This window comes from Cobetia sp. QF-1, assembly GCF_002213105.1.
GTDB classification, from domain to species: domain Bacteria; phylum Pseudomonadota; class Gammaproteobacteria; order Pseudomonadales; family Halomonadaceae; genus Cobetia; species Cobetia crustatorum.
Window position 1 is genome coordinate 33,098 of record NZ_NBVS01000013.1, and the last position, 18,208, is coordinate 51,305.

General features: G+C 58.6%; 19 protein-coding genes and 1 pseudogene. 14 read left to right on the plus strand and 6 right to left on the minus strand.

Annotated features, from left to right (window positions below):
• Positions 1-291: 291 nt before the first annotated feature.
• Complete coding sequence (locus tag CFN46_RS16720; protein ID WP_024952862.1) at positions 292-729, plus strand: universal stress protein; 438 nt, start codon at positions 292-294, stop codon at positions 727-729.
• Here CFN46_RS16720 and CFN46_RS17610 read toward each other — a convergent pair.
• Positions 726-866, minus strand: a complete 141-nt coding sequence (locus tag CFN46_RS17610; protein ID WP_176426516.1) for a hypothetical protein — start codon at positions 864-866, stop codon at positions 726-728. The two genes, CFN46_RS16720 and CFN46_RS17610, sit on opposite strands and share 4 nt — an antisense overlap.
• On the opposite strand from CFN46_RS17610, the gene CFN46_RS16730 reads away from it, so the two are divergent.
• The 7 genes and pseudogenes from CFN46_RS16730 to CFN46_RS16760 all read left to right on the plus strand — a co-directional run bounded on the left by CFN46_RS16730 (position 865) and on the right by CFN46_RS16760 (position 6,417).
• A complete protein-coding gene (locus tag CFN46_RS16730) occupies positions 865-2,415 on the plus strand; it encodes a sodium:alanine symporter family protein (RefSeq protein ID WP_024952863.1) in 1,551 nt (516 codons plus the stop codon). The two genes, CFN46_RS17610 and CFN46_RS16730, sit on opposite strands and share 2 nt — an antisense overlap.
• Before the next feature lie 226 nt (positions 2,416-2,641).
• Positions 2,642-3,661, plus strand: coding sequence for a zinc-dependent alcohol dehydrogenase family protein (locus CFN46_RS16735; RefSeq protein ID WP_211242469.1), 1,020 nt, complete (start codon positions 2,642-2,644; stop codon positions 3,659-3,661).
• 11 nt (positions 3,662-3,672) lie between these two features.
• Positions 3,673-4,491 (plus strand): hypothetical protein, encoded by an 819-nt coding sequence (locus tag CFN46_RS16740; protein WP_024952865.1) that lies wholly within the window; start codon positions 3,673-3,675, stop codon positions 4,489-4,491.
• A gap of 63 nt (positions 4,492-4,554) precedes the next feature.
• Positions 4,555-4,956, plus strand: a pseudogene (locus tag CFN46_RS16745) (acyl-CoA thioesterase); the annotation flags it as partial.
• Positions 4,957-5,039: 83 nt separating this feature from the next.
• Complete coding sequence (gene ybaK, locus CFN46_RS16750; RefSeq protein WP_088744194.1) at positions 5,040-5,519, plus strand: Cys-tRNA(Pro) deacylase; 480 nt, start codon at positions 5,040-5,042, stop codon at positions 5,517-5,519.
• A gap of 63 nt (positions 5,520-5,582) precedes the next feature.
• Positions 5,583-5,912, plus strand: a complete 330-nt coding sequence (locus CFN46_RS16755) for a hypothetical protein (RefSeq protein ID WP_024952868.1) — start codon at positions 5,583-5,585, stop codon at positions 5,910-5,912.
• On the plus strand, positions 5,890-6,417 hold the full coding sequence (locus CFN46_RS16760; protein ID WP_024952869.1) for a DUF501 domain-containing protein: 528 nt from the start codon (positions 5,890-5,892) through the stop codon (positions 6,415-6,417). The genes CFN46_RS16755 and CFN46_RS16760 overlap by 23 nt, the downstream gene beginning before the upstream one ends.
• 84 nt (positions 6,418-6,501) lie before the next feature.
• On the opposite strand, the gene CFN46_RS16765 is transcribed toward CFN46_RS16760, so the two are convergent.
• Entirely contained in the window at positions 6,502-7,842 is a 1,341-nt protein-coding gene (locus CFN46_RS16765) for a sodium-dependent transporter (RefSeq protein ID WP_024953313.1), read from the minus strand.
• A gap of 282 nt (positions 7,843-8,124) precedes the next feature.
• Between CFN46_RS16765 and CFN46_RS16770 the strand changes: the two genes are divergently transcribed.
• Positions 8,125-8,685 carry a TIGR00730 family Rossman fold protein gene (locus CFN46_RS16770; protein ID WP_024953314.1) on the plus strand — a complete coding sequence of 187 codons (561 nt, stop codon included), beginning with the start codon at positions 8,125-8,127 and terminating at the stop codon, positions 8,683-8,685.
• Positions 8,686-8,701: 16 nt separating this feature from the next.
• Here CFN46_RS16770 and CFN46_RS16775 read toward each other — a convergent pair whose 3' ends face one another.
• Positions 8,702-10,504 (minus strand): lysophospholipid acyltransferase family protein, encoded by a 1,803-nt coding sequence (locus CFN46_RS16775; RefSeq protein WP_088744195.1) that lies wholly within the window; start codon positions 10,502-10,504, stop codon positions 8,702-8,704.
• A gap of 212 nt (positions 10,505-10,716) precedes the next feature.
• On the opposite strand from CFN46_RS16775, the gene CFN46_RS16780 reads away from it, so the two are divergent.
• Positions 10,717-11,685 carry an NAD(P)H-quinone oxidoreductase gene (locus CFN46_RS16780; RefSeq protein WP_024953316.1) on the plus strand — a complete coding sequence of 323 codons (969 nt, stop codon included), beginning with the start codon at positions 10,717-10,719 and terminating at the stop codon, positions 11,683-11,685.
• A 126-nt stretch (positions 11,686-11,811) separates the two neighbouring features.
• On the opposite strand, the gene CFN46_RS16785 is transcribed toward CFN46_RS16780, so the two are convergent.
• Together CFN46_RS16785 and CFN46_RS16790 are read right to left on the minus strand one after the other, a co-directional pair.
• Entirely contained in the window at positions 11,812-12,315 is a 504-nt protein-coding gene (locus CFN46_RS16785) for a hypothetical protein (protein WP_088744196.1), read from the minus strand.
• 202 nt (positions 12,316-12,517) lie between these two features.
• Complete coding sequence (locus tag CFN46_RS16790; RefSeq protein WP_024953318.1) at positions 12,518-13,003, minus strand: tetratricopeptide repeat protein; 486 nt, start codon at positions 13,001-13,003, stop codon at positions 12,518-12,520.
• Positions 13,004-13,293: 290 nt separating this feature from the next.
• On the opposite strand from CFN46_RS16790, the gene CFN46_RS16795 reads away from it, so the two are divergent.
• From CFN46_RS16795 to yaaA, 3 genes are all read left to right on the plus strand, one after another.
• The gene (locus tag CFN46_RS16795) at positions 13,294-14,325 is read left to right on the plus strand and encodes an NADP(H)-dependent aldo-keto reductase (RefSeq protein WP_024953319.1); all 1,032 of its coding nucleotides are present in this window, start codon (positions 13,294-13,296) and stop codon (positions 14,323-14,325) included.
• Between the two features lie 98 nt (positions 14,326-14,423).
• Complete coding sequence (locus CFN46_RS16800; RefSeq protein WP_024953320.1) at positions 14,424-14,876, plus strand: DMT family transporter; 453 nt, start codon at positions 14,424-14,426, stop codon at positions 14,874-14,876.
• Positions 14,877-15,004: 128 nt separating this feature from the next.
• Positions 15,005-15,793, plus strand: a complete 789-nt coding sequence (yaaA, locus tag CFN46_RS16805) for a peroxide stress protein YaaA (protein ID WP_024953321.1) — start codon at positions 15,005-15,007, stop codon at positions 15,791-15,793.
• A 48-nt stretch (positions 15,794-15,841) separates the two neighbouring features.
• On the opposite strand, the gene CFN46_RS16810 is transcribed toward yaaA, so the two are convergent.
• Positions 15,842-16,447 carry an isochorismatase family protein gene (locus CFN46_RS16810; RefSeq protein ID WP_246116627.1) on the minus strand — a complete coding sequence of 202 codons (606 nt, stop codon included), beginning with the start codon at positions 16,445-16,447 and terminating at the stop codon, positions 15,842-15,844.
• A gap of 74 nt (positions 16,448-16,521) precedes the next feature.
• Between CFN46_RS16810 and CFN46_RS16815 the strand changes: the two genes are divergently transcribed.
• Entirely contained in the window at positions 16,522-17,403 is an 882-nt protein-coding gene (locus CFN46_RS16815; RefSeq protein WP_024953323.1) for a Tim44 domain-containing protein, read from the plus strand.
• The last annotated feature ends 805 nt before the right edge of the window (positions 17,404-18,208 follow it).

Sequence of the window (18,208 nt, forward strand, 5' to 3'; positions counted from 1 at the left end):
ATTGCAATGTTCCGATGTACTGGCCTGCCGAATAACGGCCCGCTCGCACTCTAACTTGTGCACCATCACACCCCGTTCACAGTGGCTCAAGAATGATCAGGCGCAGTAAATGTCTGAGCAGCGATGGCTTCTCAACACCCTTTCGTTTAATCATCGTTTCATGAAGTGTTATTAACGTAGGGATTTCTGCCGGTGACGAGGAGTAAAGTTCATTCAACCGTCTACGAACGGTATTTCAACAAGAATCCGCTAGCCGCGTCACGATGGCTGGCAAGCTCCTGGAGAGCCTTCATGACCACCTCCCTGATTGTCGGACTGGATGGCACACCGGGTGGCGATAGCGCCATAGCCCATGCCAAGCGGGTCGCCACCCTCATCGGGCCAGAGACCAACATCATTCTGTGTTACGTCGTCGAGTGGTCGCCCTATAGCTTCAACACGCCGGAAGAGAATGCCCAGCGTGCTGGGCGCCGTGAAAGCGAGATCAAACTCGCACGCGAGCGCGTACTAGCACCCGCCATCACTGAACTGGAGAAAGAGGGTTATCAGGTCGAAGGGCGCGTTCGTCACGGCGATGCTGCCGAAATTCTGAGCCTGCTGGCACGTGAAGTGAATGCCGAACTGATCATCGTTGGCCGCAAAGGCGAGAGTGTCCGCTCGCGCATCTTCGGCAGCGTCACCGCTCACCTGATCCAAGAAGCATCGGTTCCCGTCACTGTCGTGCCCTAGCCCTTGGTAAAGCTGTCCTTGGTGAAGCTGTCATTGATGAAATCACCAACGGTAAAACAGCCACTGGCGAGATAACGCTGATAGCACACGTGCCGACACCCCATAACGACAACACGCTTCTCGAGGCCTCCTCTCATGAGTCGAATTCGTTCTCTGGTCCCCTGGGCCACCTCCATGGCAGCCTTCATGGCTGCTCTCATCGCTGGCCCTGCACGTGCTGAAGGCATGGATCAGGCCATCAGCGACATCATTGGCCCAATCGTCAACCCGATCGTCTCCTTCATCTTCTATTCCGTGCCGGTTGCCGGCGTTCAGTTCCCGCTCATCGTGGGCTGGCTGATCATTGCTGCCGTCGTGTTCACCCTGTACTTCGGGTTCGTGCAGTTCCGCCTGTTCAGCCATGCCATTCGCCTGGTCAAGGGTGACTACACCGATCCGAAAGACGAAGGTGAGGTATCACACTTCCAGGCACTCGCCACGGCATTATCCGGTACGGTTGGTCTGGGTAACATTGCCGGTGTCGCAGTAGCTGTCTCGCTCGGCGGCCCGGGTGCCACCTTCTGGATGATTCTGGCCGGTCTGCTCGGTATGGCGTCCAAGTTCTGCGAATGTACCCTTGGCGTGAAGTACCGCAACGTCAATGCAGATGGCTCTATCTCCGGTGGCCCGATGTACTACCTCTCCAAAGGTTTCGCCGAAAATGGCAAGGTGGGGCTGGGCAAGGTGCTCGCAGTCTTCTTCGCCATCTGTGCCATCGGCGGCTCCATCGGTGGCGGCAACATGTTCCAGGCCAACCAGTCCTATCAGCAGGCCGTCAACGTCACTGGCGGTGATGCCAGCTTCCTGATCGGCTATGGCTGGTTGTTCGGTCTCGTGATGGCTGCCATCGTCGGCATGGTCATCATCGGCGGTATCAAGTCCATCGCTCGCGTCACCGAAAAGTTGGTGCCCATGATGGCGATCATCTATGTCATTGCGGCGCTCGTCATCCTTGGCTTCAACTTCAGTGCAATTCCGGATGCTTTCGGCGCCATCATTGAAGGTGCCTTCGCACCGGTCGCAGTCGGCGGCGGTATCGTCGGCGTGCTGATCCAGGGCTTCAAGCGTGCTGCCTTCTCCAACGAAGCCGGTATCGGCTCTGCTGCCATTGCTCACTCTGCGGTCAAGACATCTCAGCCGGTCACCGAAGGGATCGTTGCCCTGCTCGAGCCGTTCATCGACACTGTCGTCATCTGCACCATGACTGCACTGGTTATCGTCATCACCGGCGCCTATCAGGTCGAAGGCCTCGGGGGGGTTCAGTTGACCTCCTACGCCTTCGAGACTGCCTTCCCGTGGTTCCCGTATGTGCTGGCCCTCGCGGTATTGATGTTCGCCTTCTCTACCATGCTGTCCTGGTCCTACTACGGACTGAAGGCCTGGACCTACCTGTTCGGTGAAGGCAAGGGCTCCGAGATCGTCTACAAGCTGATCTTCCTCTCCTTCGTGGTCATCGGGTCTTCCATGAGCCTGGGTCCGGTCATCGATTTCTCCGATGCCATGATCTTCGCCATGTCCATCGCCAACGTCATCGGCCTCTACTATCTGATGCCAGTCGTGAAGCGCGAGCTGAGCCAGTACCTGGCCAAGATCAAGTCCGGCGAGATCGCTCCGGTCGACAAGAAGGCCAAGCGTCATAACGCCTGATAGCAACATGTTCTACGCTGTGGATCAGGCACTGAAATAGCTCTTCTGGCCACAACATGCTCCGAGCCCTTGCCTTATGGCAGGGGCTTTTGCGTTTCTGAACGCTCAATTCAGCAAATCGCCCTGCGCAACCCGCCTTGGTCGCATTGCCGAGTCTTGGTGCAATGGGTAGGGTGTGCCGTTCACTGGCCGATATGGCTGGAATTTGTTTCAACGAGGACGTCACATGCTCGCTTCCATGCACGCCATGGTGCTGCGCAACCCCGGCCCGGATGCCGAATTTGTTGCTACTGAATGTCCGCTACCCGCACCCGGCCCCGGTCAGGTGCGTATCCGCGTAGCGGCTTCCAGCGTCAATCCGCTTGACCTGAAGCTTGCCAGCGGTCAGGTCGCTCTTCTTCCTCCCGCTCCCAGCGTCCTGAACGGTGACGTCGCTGGTGTGATCGATGCCGTCGGTGAGAACGTGCTGACCTTCTCACCCGGCGATGAGGTCCTCGGCTTTGCCGGTGGTGTCGGTGCATATCAAGGCGCATTGGCCGACTACATGCTGGCGGATGAGCGCCTGATTACTCGCAAGCCACGCCGTCTTAGTTTCATGGAAGCAGGTGCCCTACCCGTCGTATTCATCACGGCTTGGCAGGCGTTGACCGAGCGCGGGCAACTGGAAGCTGGGCAGCGAGTATTGATCCACGGTGGCGCGGGCGGTGTTGGCCATATCGCACTGCAGATCGCACGCTGGCTGGGCGCAGAAGTGACGGCCACTGTCTCGAGTGATGCCAAGGCTCGCATGGCTCGCGCATGTGGCGCAGAGCACGTCGTGCTTTATCGTGAGGAAGCAGTACCGGAATATGTCGCACGCCTGACGGAGGGCCAGGGCTTTGATCTGGTCTTCGATTGCGTCGGTGGCGACAATCTGGCCGCCAGCTTCGCTGCCAGCAAGCTGGGCGGTCGCATCGTGACAATCAATGCTCGCACCCTGGTTGATCTCTCGCCGCTACATGCGGGTAGTCGCAGCCTCGAAGTCCTCTCCATTCTGCTGCCGCTCATTGCCGACATCGGTCACGAACAACAGCGCCAGGCACTGGGCAAGCTGGTGGAGTTGGTCGAGGAAGGGGAATTCAAGGTCCATATCGACGACCGCCAGTTTGACTTCAGTGAGGTGGCTGCAGCTCATCAGCATCAAGCTTCTGGACTCGCGCTTGGCAAGATCTCACTTTGCCATCAACGCTTTTGGGACTCGCATTGATGGAAAGCGTCATGACGCCAGAGTTTGGTCTGCAATTGCTGAAACTGCTGATTTCCATTGCGGTAGTACTGGGGCTATCGCTGGTCGCAGAGCGACTCTCGACCCGCACCGCAGGAATGTTGTCCGGCTATCCTCTGGGCACGGCCATCACCTTGGGTTTTATCGGCATCGAGATCTCGCCTGATTTCGCCGGCCAGAGCGCCGTCTATACACTGGCGGGCTTTTCCTCGACGCTCGCGCTAGGAATGGGATACTGGCTATGCGGTCGCGCGACGGGTATCCGTGGCGTAATCAATGGCACACTGGGCGGCATGCTGGCATGGCTAGTGGCGAGCCTGGTGCTGGCACAATTCTCCTTCACTCGCGTGACAGGTGTACTGGTCACGCTGGTCGCCATCGCTCTCTGCATGCGTCTGTATCGCCGCGTCCCCGAGACTTCCGCCAGCAAGACTCCCTTCTCGTGGATCACGCTGATGGCGCGTGCGGCACTGGCCGCCGGTATCGTGTTCGGTATTACTGCACTCGCGCATGTGTTGCCTCCTTCATGGGCGGGTCTAGTCGCGGCATTTCCGGTCACCATGTATCCCCTGCTGGTCATCTTGCATCTGACTCAGGGGCCCGCGCCGGTCGCGACTGTCATCAAGCATTATCCGGCCGGGCTGGGCTCACTGCTGTGCTATTCGCTGGTGGTCTCGCTCAGCTACCCCAACGTTGGTGTGCTGCTCGGCACCTTGCTCGGTTTTGGGGTGGCAACGGCCTGGATCGGATTATTCACGCTACTTCAGCGGCGACTGTCTCTGCATCGCAGGTCACCGCCACAACCGTCGTGATCTACCGGGATCCCCCTCAACCTCTTTCCTTCAGCCAGCGCGGACGTCCACAGGAGTGATGGCATGTATTTCAAGACACTGGAACCGGCCTTCTTCGATACCGATGCCCTTGGGCACGTCAACAATACCCGCCTTCCGGCATGGTTCGAATGGGCACGCAATGATCTGTTTCGTGTCTTCGTACCCGATCTCGACCCGCGCAAGTGGCCGCTGATCATGGCGCGTATTGAGGTCGATTTCCTCGCCGAGCTGCAATACGGTCACGAGGTAGAAATTCGCACCTGGCTGTCACGCCTTGGCGGCAGCTCCTTCACTGTCACCCAGGAAGCCTGGCAGCATGGGATGTGTGGCGCGCGCGGCCAATGCGTACTGGTGCAGTTCGATCATCAGAACAAGCAATCGCTGCGCATCGAAGGCGAGCTGCGCACGACCCTGCTCTCCCACCTGCACGAACACACTGACAGCGCCGAGCTGGATCTCCCTGCCCTGCGCGAAAAGGCCCGCGCGCTCGGCACGCACAGCACGGCGCCCGTCGGGAGCATACCGGCATGACACCCGCGCTCAAGCTGCTCAAGGGCAAGCCTCACCGTACCCTGGAATATGCCCATGACCCTCGGGCGCCTGCTTATGGCGAAGAGGCTGCCCAGGCGCTGGGGCTTGAGCCGGCACGGGTCTTCAAGACACTCGTCTGTCAGCTGGAAGGCAGCAGTGCCCGCCAGCCTCTGGTGGTCGCCGTGGTGCCCGTCACTGGCACACTGAATCTCAAGGCACTGGCGCGAGCAGCGGGCGCACGCAAGGCGGCATTGGCCGCACATGATGCTGCTGAGCGCGCGACGGGGTATGTCGTGGGCGGCATCAGTCCACTGGGCCAGAAGAAGCGTCTGCCGCTGTGGGTGGATGACAGCGCGGTGACCCTTGAGGAAATATTCATCAGCGGTGGTCGGCGCGGATTGGAAATTGGCCTATCCCCCGCGCTACTGTGCCAGTTGGCCAATGGCCAGTTCGCCCCCTTGGCGCGTGAGGACTGAGACTGCTTCGCTCTCCTCTGCACCCTCCTCCCATGCCAGCCACGCCAGCGAGGAACTCCACCGATGGGCATTCGCTACAGCAAGTGGATTTACCCGGAGATGACAGCACTGCATGTGCAGGTCGAGACGGCACTGGAGGAGTGGTTCATCGAACGCTTCGCCGACTACCCACACATCAGCTTGCCGGGCCTTGACCCCTACGATTATGATGGCTGGTTCAATCGCTTGGCCCCTGAACTGATGGCACGCGGCAGTGACTACTGCGAGCGTGAGTGGCATGGCTACGTACCTAGCCCTCAACAACTCAACCAAGCTTTCTTCCGGGCCGTTTCCCGGTCCAACAAGTGTGTGCTGGAGCCTGACCGCAAGCATGGTGATCCTGACAAATCATAGTCCCGACGCGCGGGAGCTCGAGATCATCGAGCGCCAGCTCGGGCGCAAGCCACGCGGCATCCAGGCCGTGGCTGCCACCGATGGCGAGGGCACACCACTGGTGCTGCGCATGCATTCGCTGGTGGATGGCAAGCCCTTCCCGACTCTTTACTGGCTGTGCGATGAGCGCCTCAAGATCTCGCTATCACGCATCGAGGCCGAGGGGGTTATCAAGGGGCTGGAAGAAAGCCTCAAGACAGATGACGAGCTGCTGGCCCGCTATCGCGCGAGCCATGAAGCCTATGTCGCCGAACGCTGGAGCTTCATGAGCGAGGCTGAGCGCACTGCCATCGAAGCCCTGGGCTTTGCTGACCTGATGCGCGAACGCGGCGTCGGTGGTATTCGTGACTGGAATCAGGTGCGCTGCCTGCATACCCAGTACGCCCAGCATCTCGCCTATGCCGATGGCAATGCCATCGGTCATTGGGTCGATGCCAACTACGACGTGCTGTCCGAGCTACCCTGATCGAATGTAAATACCAGTCGCCCAGCATGAAAAAGCCCGCCAATTGGCGGGCTTTTTACGTTGTGGAAAATATCTTCCACAAGCTTACAGTGAGTGCGCGAACACCAACGCGATACACAGCGGGCAGACCAAGCGCACGTACCATGGCCAAATTTTCCAGAACAGGCTGGACTCGATGTCCGGCGCCCCACTCTGGATTTCCTTGAGCAGCGCATGACGTGACAACGCCCAGCCAACCAACAGACACATCACCAGCGCGACCAGCGGCTGGCTGTACTGGGTAGTCAGCATGATCACCAGCCCGAACAGCGCACCGAAGTTGGCGGCAATGGTCAGGCTGACTGCCATCACGGCGGCGCCGACGGCCAGCGTCGCGGCACGACGGCCCAGCCAGCCACGCTCGACCACGAAGGACACCGGCACTTCCAGCATCGAGATGGACGACGTGATACCGGCAACGCTCATCAAGGCAAAGAAGGCCACCATAAGCACGTCACCTGCACCGCCCATCTGGGCAAACAGCGCCGGTAGCGTATCAAACAGCAGCGTATCGGAGCTCTTGAGCAGACCTTCAGCATCGAAGATCTCAACGCCCAGATGGCGTGCGGCGTACATCGCCGGAATCACCAGCAGGCCCGCGAGAAAGGCGATACCAACATCGATCAGCGTCACCAGCACGCCAAGACGCGGCAGGTTCTGCTCCGGCCCGAGATAGGAGCCATAGATCAACATGGCGCCCACGCCCAGCGACAGAGAGAAGAAAGCCTGCCCCATCGCGCTCAGCATCAGGTCGGCATCGAAGATGCGGTCCCACTGCGGCGTCAGATAGACACGCAACCCCTCATCTGCTCCCGGCAGTGTCAGTACATAACCGATCAACCCGACCAGCAGCACCAGCAGCACCGGCATCAGACGCGTCGACCACTTCTCGATACCGCCGCGCACGCCGCCGACCACGATCGCCATCGTCAAGCCGAGGAAGACCGCCGTCAGCGTGACGTTACGCGTAAAGTCGAACGTGGTCAGCCAGCTGGCGGCGGACGACATGCCCAGCGCCTCGCTGACCGGCGCGGCGGTATAGCCCAGCAACCAGCCCGCGACGATGGCGTAGAAGGCCAGAATCAGACTCGCCGTCAGCATGCCCGCCCAGCCCGCCAGCGCACCGAAGCGCTTGGTAAGGCCACGCCCGAGGCTCATGCTGGAAACAATGTTGGCCTGGCCGTGACGACCGATGACCAGCTCCGCCATCAACGCTGGCCAGGCCAGCAGAAAGGCCAATACCAGATACATCACCACGAAGGCACCGCCTCCGTTGTTGGCCGTCTGGGACGGGAAGCCCCATACGTTGCCAAGTCCTACTGCCGAACCAGCGGCGGCCATCAAGAAGCCTAGCCGGCTGGCAAAGCGTCCGCGCACCTGCGCCATCTGCCTCTCCTGCCTTGTCGTCATTGCGCGTTCTCGATCGAGAGCCGCCTTGCGTGTTGTGCGCCGACCTCATGACGAGGTTCAAGTGCGCCAGCGCCCGCCATCCGTCGCCTGCGGGGCCGGCAAGGGTAGCAGAGCAGGCTTGCGAATGCAGGCAGCAGTCATCTGAATGACGCGACGGGGAAATCACCGCACCGCGTCACACCGCAGGCGCTCAACTCAGGTAGGATAAAAGACAGGTTGCCAGCACAGACATTCACGACAGATCTTCAGGAGAGAAGTATGCATCGCATCTGTGTCTATCTGGGCTCCCGCGAGGGGAACTCACCGCATCACCGCCAGCTGGCCGAAGCGCTGGGAGAAGCGATTGCACAACGCGGTTGGGGACTGGTCTATGGCGGGGCACGCGCCGGACTAATGGGGGCACTCGCCGATGCTGCACTCGCCGCTGGCGGGGAAGTGATTGGTATCATCCCCCAAGCGTTGGTACGTAACGAAAAGGCACATGACAGTCTCACTCGCCTGATCGAAGTCGAAGACATGCATGAACGCAAAGCCCAGATGGCTGCGCTGGCAGATGCCTTCATTACCCTGCCGGGGGGAATCGGCACGCTGGAAGAGCTATTCGAGACATGGACCTGGCAATACCTAGGTTTTCACGCCAAGCCCATTGCCGTACTCGACAGCGATGGCTTCTACACTCCACTGCTCGAGTTCCTGGATCGTACCGTCGAGGCGGGCTTTCTCAATGCCGACACCCGCACCCGCCTGATCAGCGAGCGCGAGATTTCGCCATTGCTTGACCGTCTGACACCTGACGCTGGCATGCCTGCCTTGCGTTAGCGCCATCAACGACACATCAGCCGCAGACTGATTCAACTGCCTTACCCAAGGGCAGTGCGCTGATGGTGCGCGTGCTGCTCTCCGTCACGGCATGATCAGCGGGAGCGCCAATATAGCGTGCACGCTTGCTGGCGGTGATCTTTTCCACATCGACCATCACCAGCCCGTCGATGCAGTAGCCGAAGTCGGCATCGACGCTAAAATCCAGAAAGCGCGTACCGCCCGGTTCGGTAACCTCTGCGTACTGCTTATAGAGCGTCGGAACCGTCACTCCCATCGCCTCCAGCTGAGCACGCAGACGCCGGAAGTCACCGCCAGCATCCTGCCCCTCAAACAGGTGTGACGCCTCATCCGCGGCTCTGTCAGGCGCCAGCGTCGTGACCGGCGCACGTGCACGCGCCAAGCCTTCGTCATCTCCGTAATAGTGGCGGTAGTAGCTGACAATCAAGGCACGCGCTGCCTCGGGATAGCTGCTGGAAAGCGTGACCGGCCCAAATAGCCAGCGAATTTCGGGGTGACAGCGCAGATAAGCGCCCAATCCCTGCCATAGATAATCGAGACTGCGGCGTCCCCAATAACGTGGCTGCACGAAGCTGCGCCCTAGCTCCAGGCCTTCCTCCATACGCTCCATCAGCTCTGGCGTGAAGCGAAACAGACTCGGACTATAGAGGCCCTTCTCGCCCTGCACGGCCAGAATTTTCTTCACCTCGCCAATGCGATAAGCGCCGGCGATCTCGAGATCGGCGTCATCCCACAGCACTAGATGGCGATAGTGTGCATCGTAGCGATCGATATCACGCCGCTGCCCCGTCCCTTCTCCCACACGGCGGAAGCTGATCTCGCGCAGCCGACCGATCTCACGCATGACACTGGAGCCGGGAAAGGCATCGAACAGATAGATCTTCTTGCCATCGCGCGTCTCGCCCAGTAGCTCACAGGGTGTGAGTTCCTCACGCAATGCCTGGCGCTCCTCTGGATGACCGATCGCCTTCTCGGTCGTGAATAACCCACGCTTGCCGCGCCCGATGCGATACAGATGCTTGCGCAGCAGGCGCGTCTTGGCATTCGTGCTCAGAATCTCGCTATCCAGGCGTGCCAGTGGAATCAACTCGCCGATACGTAACGTGAGCTGCCGCGCGCGCTGACGAAACATCTCATGCGCCAATAGCGGCGTGCCAAGACTGCGATTCAAGGACGAGAGCGCATAGAACAGCGTCGAGTTACGGCCACTGACATGAATCGGCAGTACCGGTGCGTTGGTCTTGCGCGCAAAGTGTAGAAAGCCCGACAGCCACTTGCCATCGCGAGGCCCCGTCGGGCCCGCACGCGAGACTTCACCCGCAGGGAAGATGATCACGGCCTCCTCGTTCATCAGTGCGTCGCAGATCAATCCACTGCTCTTGCGATAGCCGCGGCGGCTGAGGTTATCCAACGGCAGTAACAAGGGTGCCAGTGGCTCGACCTTCATCAGCACATCGTTGGCAACGATCTTCACGTCACGCCGCACCTCTCCCACCAGCTTGAGCAGCGCCAGCCCATCGAGTGAGCCCAGCGGGTGATTGGCGACAATCACCACCCGCCCATACGCCGGAATGTTCTCGTGCTCCCGCGAGGACACGGAGTAGCCGAAGGAGAAGTGATCCAGCACACGATCAATGAAGTCAAAACCACGCAGGTCGGAATGCTCGGCAAGGAAGGCATTGATCTCACTCTCGTGCACCAGGCGACGCAGTAGCGCCAATGCTGGTCGACGGATCAATGGGTGCCGTTGGGCAAAGGTCGGATATTTGGCGGTGATGACACGGGCGGTATCGATCATGCTCACTCCTCAGGCCGTAGCACAATGCGGAATTCTCTGTCTGGATCAGAGGGGCTTGATATCACGACAGGTTCACGCCATCTCATGACAGATACGTCACAGTCCGCGTACAGTCGGATGACAGTCGGCACGTGGGAGAGTGCGTTGCCAGCACACTGAATGATCACGCCTGACAAGACGGCAGCAACCCTGCCCAGCCAAGGAGAGAGCAAATGTTTGCGATAGCTGTCGAGAATGAGGCACTGGTCTGGCAGGAATGCGAGGCACCCCAGGGTATAGCGTCAGATGAAGTGCGCATCGAGGTGGCGTGGGCAGGAGTCAATCGCGCAGACCTGATGCAGCGCGCAGGTCAATATCCGCCCCCCGAAGGCGCGAGCCAGATTCTGGGGCTGGAAGTCAGTGGCACCATTCGTGAAGTCGGTCGACACGTAGAGCGCTTCAAGGTCGGTGATCCGGTCTGCGCCCTGCTGTCCGGCGGCGGCTATGCCGAGGAAGTGGTGGTCAATGAGCTGCAGGTATTGCCAGTACCGGAAGGCTATGGCTTGCGTGAGGCAGCGGCTCTACCGGAGATGTTCGCGACCGCTTGGCTGAATCTGTTCATTGAGGGCAATCTCAAGCGTCAGGAGCGCGTGCTGCTGCACGCCGGTGCCAGCGGTATCGGCACGACCGCCATTCAGTTATGCGGCCTGTTCGGGCATCCGTGCTTCGTGACTGTTGGCAGTCAGGAAAAGTTGGAGACGTGTCTACGTCTAGGTGCAGATGCCGGCTGGAACCGTCATGACGGCAGCTTTGTCGAAGCGGTCAATGCCTGGGGCGGTGCCGACATGATTCTCGATCCAGTGGGCGGCGGCTATCTGGCCGACAACCAGCAGGTACTGAATCAGGATGGCCGTATGGTGTTGATCGGCCTGATGGGCGGGCGCATGGATGAGCTGGATCTGGGCCGTATGCTGATGAAGCGCCAGCGCCTGATCGGCTCGACCCTGCGTACCCGCTCGCCCAAGGGCAAGGGCATGGTGCTGGACGCACTCTATGTGCATGTATGGCCGCGTCTCGCGCGGGGCGAACTACGGCCGCATATCGATCGCAGCTGGCCGATTCAGGAGGCAGATGCTGCCCACGCCTATGTGCAGGACAATGCCAGCACTGGCAAGGTATTACTGGCCGTCACCGGCGCCTGACACTGCGTACATGACGGCGAGCGACTGCCGAGATAACATCAAATAAAAAGGGCTGCCCCTCTCTCGAAAGAGAACAGGGGCAGCCCTTTTCAGGAGCTAGCACTCAACTCACATGTCATGGGCCCGTCACTCGCGATCGATATGCTGAGCTCTCTGCCATGTCAGTTGCAGTAGGCGAGCATCGTCACCCGCTCGATGGCGCTGAATACCACCTTCCGCAATCACGGACTCCTTGAGCGCTGCCCAGTCATTGAGCTGATCTTCGTCAAGCAAGCGCCGTAGCGCCTCCAGACGAAAACGCGGCAGCATGCCGGCATGATGGAACAGTAACGATAGCCAGGTGTTGTCATAGCCCCAGCTATCGCTATAGGCGAGACGCGCTTCACTCAACTCATCATTGACCCACTGCGCCACCTCCCTCACTGGGCGCCCTTCTCGTGCCAGTCGCGCGCGAGAAATTCCGTGCAATAGCTCCGCCTTGGGGTCCCAGTGGACCCACTCATCCAACGGCTGGATAAGAAAGGCACAACTACTCCCGTCAGCACGCGCCAAACCGATCTCGATCGGATAGCTGCCGCGGCCAAAGCCGGAGGCTTCAATGTCGAGCAGGATAGGCAGCGTCACACGGATCTCCCAAGGTGTCTCAGGCAGGCAAGGCCGGGCGAGAAGAGGTTGAATGACTTCAGGTTACGGGAATTGCCCCCCGCTTGGCGAGTCCCACGCGTCTAACGACTACCACCAGTGCTCACATGATGACAGAGACAACAACGCCCTCACGAGGAGGGCGTTGTTGGGAGAAACTATGAATGTCGCCGAATCAGGCGAATCAATTTCAATGCAGGCCAGCGTCGCTGCCAGTGCGTGCATGGGCTTCCCACTGCTCAGCCTTGTGCGGGCAGACTGCCAGTCCCAGCGAACCTTCACGATAGGCATGCGCCAGACGTTGAGCGGCGAGTGCGTGATGGCACTCCGCGGCACGCGCATACCAGGTCACGGCCTTGGCCGGATCACTCTGGTACTGGGCACAACCATGCTCGTAGATACATGCAGCCTGATATTGAGCATGCACATCACCAGCTTGCGCCGCCTTGATGACGAAGCGCGCGCCCTTAGCCTTTTCCTGCGCGGAGTTACCTCGCTGGAACAGCATGTGCCCGTACAATGACAACGCACCGGTGTGACCGGCATTCGCGCAGTGATTGAACAGACGCATGGTCAGACGATGCTTCTGCTGAGAGCCGGAAAGCCAGGAGGCGTGGAACAGACGCTCCGCCAGGCGATATTTCAGTCCGGTCATCAGGGTTTGGGCCTGCGGCATGACGAGTAACCTTGAAACTGATAAGAGGGGTGACGCCGTATGTAGCTCGATCCTGAGCCTGCGACGCTGTTCTCCTTGCCACCGCGGTCAGTTTACCCTTGCGGGCGGCCTCGAAAGACTGCTCCCCTGACGGCGGGGCGCCAAGCATACGCGCGCAATCGGGGGGACTCAAGCTTGCTTTGTGGGTTTTTGTTACGCTGCTAATATATGTGTCATCACTTACGCGCATCTTCATGCGATACGTGCCTCGACACCTATTACTCGACACTCATCCGACAAGAGAATCCAGCATGCAACGAAGAGCTCTCGGCCGTACCGGTATTGACGTCAGTCTGCTATGCCTTGGCACCATGACCTTTGGCGAGCAGAACAGTGAAGCCGATGCCCATCAACAACTGGATCGCGCGCTTGAGGCTGGTATCGATTTCATCGACACCGCCGAGATGTATCCGGTACCGCCCAACGGAGAAACCCAAGGCCGTACCGAGCAGTACATTGGCAGCTGGCTGGCCGCACGCGGTAATCGTGACAAGATCACCCTCGCCACCAAGGTGACGGGGCCGGGTATGGACTACCTGCGTGGCGGCTCTCGCCTGACACGTGCCCAGATCATTGAAGCCTGTGATGACAATCTACGTCGCCTCGGCACTGACTATATCGATCTCTATCAGCTGCACTGGCCGGATAGAAAGGCCAACTTCTTCGGCAAGCTGGGCTATCAGGCAGTAGAAGACGAAGACATGACACCGCTGGAGGAAAGTCTTTCAGCACTCGGCGAACTGGTCACTGCAGGCAAGATTCGCGCCGTGGGTCTCTCCAACGAGACACCCTGGGGCGTGATGCAGTGTCTGAATCTGGCAGAACGTCTGAATCTGCCTCGCGTCGCCAGCGTTCAGAACCCCTACAATCTGGTCAACCGCAGCTTTGAAGTAGGTTTAGCTGAATTTGCACATCGTGAAGATGTCGGTCTGCTTGCCTATTCACCGCTGGCGTTCGGTACGCTGTCTGGCAAGTATCTGGATGGTGCACGTCCAGAAGGCGCTCGCCTGACCTTGTTCGAACGCTTCCAGCGCTACAACGCCGAGCCAGCTCAGCACGTCATCGCTTGCTACGTGGATATCGCCCGTCGCCATGGTCTGAACCCGGCGCAGATGGCGCTCGCCTTCGTGAATACGCGTCCGTTCCTGACCAGCAATATCATCGGTGCGACGACCCTCGGGCAGCTCAATAGCAATATCGCCAGTCTCGAGGTAGAGCTGAGTGACGAGGTGCTGGCCGAGATCGAGATGATCCACAACACTGCGCCCAACCCCTGCCCCTAAGCTTTTGCAGGGCCATCGTTGATATATCGATGGCCCTGCGCGCATCTCCACGACTGGCCCATGAATCGCAACAGCCAGCCCGCTCACAAGGAATACACATGAACCCCGCAGAACTGGGCATGATCCTCATGGCCATTGCCGCTGGCGCGATGATGCCTATTCAGGCCGGCGTCAATTCCACACTCGCCCTGCAAACCCACAGTTCGACCATGGCGGCGATGATCAGCTTTGTGGTGGGCTCTATCGCATTGGCAGGCGTGGTAATGGCCATGCGTCTACCCATCCCCGCCATGGGGGCCTTGAAGGCGGCGCCATGGTGGAGTTGGACCGGCGGACTACTGGGTGCATTCTTCGTCGCGGCAAGTGTCATCCTGGTCCCCAAGCTGGGCGCCGCGACCATGATGGCGACCTTCCTGGCCGGCCAGCTGACCGCCTCGGTCATCTTGGACCACTTCGGCTGGGCGACCTTCCCTCAGCATGACCTGTCACCAGGCCGTGTGGCGGGAGTCTTGCTGCTGTTTGCTGGCGTCTATTTGATACGCCGCTACTGAATCAGCCGCACAAATGCTGTCTCAGTACAGTCTCTCGATAGCTGCTCTATGGCCCCGATAGTCTTCATGAACTCGGGGCCTTCTTGTGGCCCTGATATACTGAATGCTTTCCCTGTCAGGAGGTCTTCATGCTGAGTGTGATTTCGCCCGCCAAGTCGCTGGATTTCGATAGCGCTCCCGCTACATCACGCCACACCCAACCGGATTTCCTGAATCAGGCACAGCCACTTATCGATATCCTTCGCGAGCAATCGCCTCAAGATATCGCCAGCCTGATGAAGCTGTCCGATAAGCTGGCCGGTCTCAATGCGGCTCGCTTTCAGGAATGGCAGACACCCTTCACACCCGATAATGCCAAACAGGCGGTACTCGCCTTCCAAGGTGATGTTTATCAAGGCATGGCAGCCGACACCTTCAACGAAGCAGAATTCGATCGCGCGCAACACAAATTGCGGATTCTGTCTGGCCTGTATGGCTTACTTCGCCCACTCGATCTAATTCAGCCCTATCGGCTAGAAATGGGCACGCGACTGAGCAACCCGGCGGGCAAGGACTTGTATGCTTACTGGCGTAAGACACTGACGCCTGCCCTGGAGCACGCGGTGGAAGACAGTGGCACGCCAGTACTCGTCAACCTGGCTTCCAACGAGTACTTCAAGGCCATTGATAGCAAGGCCTTCCGCCATCGTATCGTCACCCCCGTTTTCAAGGACGAGAAGAATGGTCAATCCAAGATCATCAGCTTCTATGCCAAGAAAGCCCGCGGCATGATGAGTGCTTGGCTGCTCAAGGAAGACATCGACAGCGCCGATGATCTCAAGCACTTCGATATAGCTGGCTATCGCTTCTCTTCTGCCGCCTCCGACAGCGATACACTCGTCTTCACACGTACCGAGGCTGAGGCTGCACGCGCCTGATAATCTCAAATATTTGTCTAATTTCAACAGCCTATGCAACTTTCATCGCTAACCGCCGAGCCCCGGAAACGTCAGGGGCTCGCCGGCTCGCGGTTTGAGGTAATGACGATGAATTTCGCCGAACATGGCGTGATCGGCACGCCCCAACCACTCATAAGCTACCATCTCGGCACTGACAATGCTGGCGCCCGCAGCCTCGCAACGCGCTACTCCCAGCGCCGCCTCTCGCGGACGGCGACTGGCAACACCATCGGCGACCAACGCCACACGATAGCCCGCCTCACATAACGACAGCACTGTTTGCATCACGCAGATATGTGCTTCAGCACCGCATATCACTAACTGATCACAGCCACTTGCAACAAGTGCCTCCCTGAAATCAGATGCCTCAAAAGCACTAAAACTACGTTTAGTGAAGCAACGACTGCGCTTACTCAACATGTGCGTCAGAGGGGCGCCTTCGCCCAACTTGTCAGGACAGTGCTCGGTCAGCCACACGGGAATCTCCAGCGTCTCGGCTATCCGACCCAGCCAGACTGCTGAATTGATAGCCTCTGTCCCTCCACTTAATACCGGCATCAAGCGTGTCTGAAAATCTATCAACAGCAGTAGCGAACGTCGTGCCATCAGATGTTGAGACTTTTCGTCGTCCATTGATCCTCCCGCGGCGGTTCCAAGGCTAGAATGGGACTCTTACTTACACGCTAGCGCATCCAAGGAGATACTACATGCGCCATCTGTTCATCATGCTGATGGTCGGCCTACTCGGTTTCGGACTGAGTGTCGAACACGCAGAAGCCAAGCGCCTCGGCGGCGGCAAGAGTTTTGGAAGTTACTCGCGTTCTGCCGATAGCGGAAAGTCGTCAAGCTCGCTGTTTGGCAGCAACAAGACCACCAGCGGCACGACGGCTAAATCCAAGCCTTCCAACAGTCTGTCCAAGTTTGCAGGCCCCATGGCAGGACTACTCGCAGGCGGTCTATTGGCCTCTCTTTTCTTCGGTGGCGCCTTTGATGGTCTGCGTATGACAGACTTTCTGATCATCGCGCTGATTGCCTTCGTGGCCTTCAAATTCCTCAGTGCGCGCAGGAAAGCGACGATGGCGAGTGGCGGGCCAGCAGGTCGTACTACACGCCACGATGATCAACCACGCAATGCGCAGGCTCGTGAGCAACATGGCCAAGGTGAGTCGTTGGCGTCCGCTAGCGGCACCGGAGCAGGACTTGCTGGCACACCATCGATCGGCGAGCCTGCCTGGTTCGACAAAGAGCAGTTCCTCGGCGGTGCCAAAGAGCACTTCATGACCCTGCAGCGCGCTTGGGATAACAATGATCTGCCCCGTATCCAGGAATACGTGACACCAACACTTTATAACTTGCTGCGTGAAGAACGCGCCAAGCAACCGGCCAATAACCAGACAGAGATCATACGTTTATTCGCAGAGCTGAGCAGCGTGCAGGAAATCGGCCAACAAGCTGAAGCTACAGTGCTATTCCATGGCGTACTCAATGAAAACGGTGAGCAGAACGAGTTCAGCGAGACCTGGCATCTGATCCGTGAGTTGCGCGATGGTGCCGACTGGTACATCCAGGGCATTGAGCAGAATAGTTAAGCAGCATGCAGGCCGATAGACCGTAAGCAGACGGCTGGATGAGCAATCATTCAGCCGTTTTTTTCATGCCTAACGCAGACCGCCGATGATCTCCACAAAAGCACAAATGCCTCTCATATGCTGATAACGTGGCGCCTTCTTCTTCCATAATCGGAAAATTTCATCATTCAGGCATAAAAAAACCGGCCACTGGGGAAGTGACCGGCGGATAGGCTGCTCGACTGCAAGGCAGGAGCGCCGCATCTCAAAAGTCTGCTGATGGGATAGCACAGACAAGTTTCTAAGCAAGGGAACGTCGAAACTCACATACTCTGACGCCCCTGCATGTCATTAGTTCATTCTGATCCTCATAAACTTGAGCAACTCTGCAGTGAAGAATGGTGAACGCTAAAAACCTGCACAGCACCCCGGCCTTCATTCATCGCTACCTTCTCTTGAGGAGTCCCTCGGAAATCCTCTCTCAGCCAGCAGCTACTGGCAGCATCGTTTTTATCAGGCCACTAAGGCAAGTCTCATCCGTCTATCACCCCAAACCAATATGTCTAAACGATGAGTACTGAAAGAGGGTTATCCACACCCCTGTCATCAGGCCTTCTGCCATCGTCTAGCATCATCTGAGGCCATTCCACTCGATACTGTCGACCTCACATGAACGCTCATCTACTTGAGAAAATCCTCGACAACGCCCTGCTCCACACACACGAACGCCCCTATCGCAGTGGCGACAGGGGCGGTGTATCACGAAAGCATTCAGGTGCACTCGCGTTCAGTACTCTTGCTCGGTCTGGCGTGTTCCTGCGCACTG